The organism is Actinomadura logoneensis, from assembly GCF_003428695.1.
Classification (GTDB): Bacteria; Actinomycetota; Actinomycetes; order Streptosporangiales; family Streptosporangiaceae; genus Spirillospora; species Spirillospora logoneensis.
Genome location: NZ_QURH01000075.1, coordinates 1 through 4,424 on the forward strand (window position 1 = coordinate 1; position 4,424 = coordinate 4,424).

Sequence of the window (4,424 nt, forward strand, 5' to 3'; positions counted from 1 at the left end):
GGCGCGGCCGTCCACGCGGCGCCGCGTGCCGCACAGCCGCTCCCCAGGGTCGGCGAGCACCGCGACGGCCGCCCGGGCACCGGGAACGCCACCGCGCCGGCGATGCGGCTCGCCCGCACCGGCGGGGAGACGCCCGGCGGCTCGGCCGGGAGCGCCAACCAGATGTCCCCGATCGCCAAGTCCGTGCGCAAGCTGATCCGGTCCGCCGGCATCCCGGTGCCGGGCTCCGACGCCGGGCCGAACGACCCGCAGGTGCCGCCGCGGCTGCCGATCGAGGGCCTGCCGCTCGCCGTCGCCGGCAAGAAGATCCCGTTCCTCTCGGGTGGGTGAGCGGGCCGGGCGTCGGGTCGCGGGAGTCCCCGACGCGGCGCCCGGTCCCGTCCCGCCCCCTGACAGCGCACCGCCCGGCCGGGCTCCGATCTCCTCGCGGCCCGGCGCGGCGGTGCGCTGTCGCCTTCGGCCGGGCGGCGGTCCGGAAAAAGCATCCGCTAGGAGGAGTGCGTGCAGCTCAGACATCTTCTCGCCGGCGTGGCGGCCGGCCTGGTCGGCTGGGCCGGTCTCGCCGGGCCCGTCCACGCCGCGCGGACGTCCGGCCGTCCGGGGCCGCCGGCGCGTGCCCTCGGTCTGGCGCGTGCCATCGGTCCGGCGCGCGCCATCGGTCCGGCGCGCCACGGTGGACGGCCGGTGGAGCTGATCGTTCCGAAACTGGGGATCGACACCCGGGTGCGGGAGGGCGTCTCGGACGCCGACCTCCACCGGGGCGTCGGGCACTATCCCGGCACGGCCCGGCCCGGGGAAGTCGGCAACGCCGTCTACCTGGGGCACCGCACGACCGGGGCGAAGCCGTTCGCCGAGCTGGAGCGGATGGCGGTGGGCGACAGGATCGTGCTGGTCGCGGGGTCCCGCCGGTACACCTACCGGGTCACCGGCAAGAAGATCGTCCTGCCGACCGACACCCGGGCGCTCGCTCCCGTCCCCATGCGGCCCGGCCGCCGGGCGTCGGGGAGCTGGGTGACGCTCGTGACCTGCTATCCGCGCGGCTTCGACAGCCACCGGTTCATGGTGTTCGGCCGTCTCGTCCGTCAGGGGAGGTAGGGGCCTCATGCGTTCAGTGAGCTTTGTCGGGGCCGCTGTCAGGGGCGCGTTGGCGGCCTCCCTGGTCGCCGCCCCCTTGGTGGTCGGCTCTGCCCTGGTCGTGTCCGGGGCTGCCTCGGCTTCGGTGGGGGACTTCAGTTACCACGTCGGCAAGCGGGAGTACCGCGTCCACAACGCGCCGGACGGCCCCTGCCACTCGCTGCCCAAGATGGGCACCCGCTTCGTGAACCACACCGGCACCACCGTGAAGGTGTTCTGGTCGCGGCACTGCAAGGGCCATTACCTCTTCATGGAGCCCCACTCCGGGAGCCAGGGCGCGCCGCTGTGGGGGTGGAGCTTCCGCTTCCTGCCCTAACCGGGCGCCACCTGGCCGCCGGGCAGCTCGTCGCCCGGCGGCCTTTCCACGCCGACGGGCTCCGCGCTCCCCTCGTCCCCGTCGCCGCCCTCGCCGTCGCGTCCGCCGGTCCAGGAGAGGACGGCGGCGAGGGAGAGCATCGGGACGGCCGGGAGCAGGTAGCGGTAGTCGAAGTCGGCGGTCGCCGACGGCACGACGATCAGCGCGATGCCGAGCAGGAACGGCAGCAGCGCCGGGCCCCTCCCGCGCCGCCGGAGGAGCCCGGCCAGGCCGACGAGCGCGAGCGCGGCGAGCAGCGGCCCGGGGACGTACGCGACGCGCTGGTAGGCGCGGATCCATCCCGCGTACGGCTCGACGACGCGGGGCCGGGCGGTCGCGCCCCCGTACAGCCGGGACGGCCGCACCGCGTCGGGGGGCCGCTTGTACTTCTCCCGGAACCGGTACTCGGCGACGGTTCCGGGAGACGGACGGGCGGTGCGCCGCAGGGCGAAGCCGCGCGTGCTGTCCCGCAGGACCGTCCGGAGGTAGTCGAGGGGCTGGGCGAGGACGGCCCGCTTGGCGAAGTCGGAGGCCAGCGCGTTCCCCCTGCGGTCGGACGAGCCGCCGGGGAAGGTCCGGAACGGCGCGTGCGGGCCCCACATGGCGGCGAACGCCGCGTCCATGCCCGGGGTGTCGTGCGTCCAGTCGCGGCAGAAGATCCGCTGGTCGGCGGGCGGGCGGATGACCTCGCAGTCGGCGAACGCGGCGACGCGTCCGAAGAGGAAGAGGCCGTTGGTGCCGGTCAGGCCCCAGTACCCGTGCTCGGCCCGGTACCAGGTCGCGTACGAGCCGACGACCAGCAGGAACGCGACCACCAGAGCACCGGTCGCGCGCCAGTCCACCCGCCGGACGAGCAGGAACAGCAGCACGACGGCGACCAGCGGCAGCCCGACCGTCCGGGTGACGGCGGAAGCGCCGAGCAGCAGTCCGGCGGCGAGCGCGAGCCGCCACGACGGGACGGGCCGCCACAGCAGCGCCGCGACGGCCGCGACGACGAGCAGTTCGAACAGCGCGTCCGACAGCACGAGGTGTTCGAGCTCGATCTGGTAGGCGTCCAGCAGCACGGGCGCGGCGGCCAGGCAGCCGACCAGGCCCGGCAGGACGGTCCGCTCCGGCAGCGCGGCGCGCGCGGCGCGGTAGGCCAGGACGTAGAGCAGGACCCCGATCGTGAGGCCGAAGAGGTGCTGGACGAAGGCGACCGCGCCGAGGTCGTGCAGCGGGCGCAGCGCCCACAGCATGAGCGAGTAGCCGCTCGGCCGCAGCACCGAGAGGGCCGGGGCGAGCGCACCCCGCAGGTAGGTGCCGGAGTCCCCGAACCACAGGGGGGACGGGTAGCCGGCCATGGCGATCAGCCGCAGCAGCGCCGCCGCGCCGAGCAGCAGCCAGAACGGGCCGTGCCGCCGTGCCGCGGCGTACGGTCCCCGGTCCTCCGTCGCGCGCCCGCTTCCGAGGGGACGCGCCGACGCGTCCACTGTCACGATCTCCCCCCGACGTGCCCTACCCGGCCGGACGCGCGCGGACACGGGCCGACACGTGCGGGGGAGCGGCTTTGACCGGGCCCGGTCACACGGATGCTGACCGCGCCCGGTCACACGGGTGCCGACCGTGCCCGGCCACGCGGGCGACGGCCGGGGCACGGCCACGCGGGAGACGGCCGGAACCGGCCGGGTCCGCGCCCGGCGGACGGAACCCCGGACGGAACCGGCGGCCGGAACCGGCCGGGCGGACGGGTGGACGGACGGGCGCGGAGCACCCTCGGACCGTGGCGGCGGCGGAGGGACGGGTCTCGGCGGCCGTGTGTCCGGTTTGCCCCACCCCGATGAGATCGTTCCACTACGGTTGGGGCACGATGTGCATCGAATCGGCACCGGCCGCCGGGTACCGGGCGACGGCTGACTCGTCCGTTGACCATGGTCGGCGGGAGGAGTAGTTTCCGGCGCGGAACTCGTGCCTGGCCATGAGCAACCGGAGGACCCGCCCAGATGGAACGTGCGGCAGGGCCGACCGGGGGATACGCCGAGGACGCCGAACGGGCGGCGACCGAGGCGCTCGCGGTCGTGGAACCGGCCGTCCCCGGACCGACCCGGCGCGGCACCGGCATCGTCGGGATGTCGGGCCTGCTCGCCGAGGCGCGAGAGCATCTGGACCGGCGCGGCGGCACCGTCGTCCTGACCGGTCCGCCCGGCATCGGCAAGTCGACCCTTCTCGAACGGCTCGCCGGCGAGCACGCCGGGCACACCGTGCTGCGCTGCGCGCCCGCCGAGTCCGAGAGCCAGCTGCCGTTCCTCGGCCTGATCGACCTGCTGTCCACGACCGGCGACGACGTGCTCGACCTGCTGCCCGGGCACCAGCGGGCCGTGCTGCGGTCGGCGCTGCTGCGCGGCGGCGACCCGCCGCCCGAGCGCGGCCCGCTGCCGCTGCGGCTGGCCGTCCTGGACCTGTTCCGGGTGCTGTGCGCGCGGTCGCCGGTGCTGCTGGTGATCGACGACGCGCAGTGGCTGGACGGCCCGAGCGCCGAGCTGCTGGCGTTCGTGGCGCGCCGCGCGGCCGGGCTGCCGCTGCGCGCGCTGGTGGCCGTCCGGGTGGATCCGCGCGGCCGGTACGATGCGAGCTTCTGCCCGGGGCCGGTGCACGCGCTGCACGTCCCCGGCCTGACCGTGGCCGAGGTGTCGCAGCTTCTCGGCGACCGGTGGCCGCGTCCGGTCGCGGCGCGCGTCCACGAGGTCAGCGGCGGCAACCCGTTCTTCGCCCTGGAGCTCGGGCGCGCGCTGGCCGAGTCACCGCCCGAGTCGGCGGACGACACGCTGCCGCTCCCCGACAGCCTGCGCGACCTGATGCTGGACCGGCTCGGCGCGCTGTCCGCCGGGGCCCGCCGGACGCTGCTGACCGCGAGCGCGGCGGCCCGCCCGACCCTGCGGCTGCTGCGCGCGGCGGG

5 protein-coding genes are annotated in these 4,424 nt (G+C 76.0%); 4 read left to right on the forward strand and 1 reads right to left on the reverse strand.

The features are described from left to right. From DZF91_RS39390 to DZF91_RS03650, 3 genes are all read left to right on the forward strand, one after another. Positions 1 to 330, forward strand: a 330-nt coding sequence (locus DZF91_RS39390; RefSeq protein WP_199486386.1) for a hypothetical protein, incomplete at its 5' end; no start/stop codon positions are given. A gap of 171 nt (positions 331 to 501) precedes the next feature. Further along, a complete protein-coding gene (locus tag DZF91_RS03645) occupies positions 502 to 1,095 on the forward strand; it encodes a class E sortase (RefSeq protein ID WP_117356082.1) in 594 nt (197 codons plus the stop codon). Between the two features lie 124 nt (positions 1,096 to 1,219). Further along, the gene (locus DZF91_RS03650) at positions 1,220 to 1,450 is read left to right on the forward strand and encodes a hypothetical protein (RefSeq protein WP_147340977.1); all 231 of its coding nucleotides are present in this window, start codon (positions 1,220 to 1,222) and stop codon (positions 1,448 to 1,450) included. On the opposite strand, the gene DZF91_RS03655 is transcribed toward DZF91_RS03650, so the two are convergent. Continuing rightward, positions 1,447 to 2,967, reverse strand: coding sequence for a hypothetical protein (locus tag DZF91_RS03655; RefSeq protein ID WP_147340978.1), 1,521 nt, complete (start codon positions 2,965 to 2,967; stop codon positions 1,447 to 1,449). The genes DZF91_RS03650 and DZF91_RS03655 overlap by 4 nt on opposite strands. 504 nt (positions 2,968 to 3,471) lie before the next feature. On the opposite strand from DZF91_RS03655, the gene DZF91_RS03660 reads away from it, so the two are divergent. Further along, positions 3,472 to 4,424 (forward strand): AAA family ATPase (locus tag DZF91_RS03660; RefSeq protein WP_147340979.1); only part of this gene is annotated, 953 nt, incomplete at its 3' end.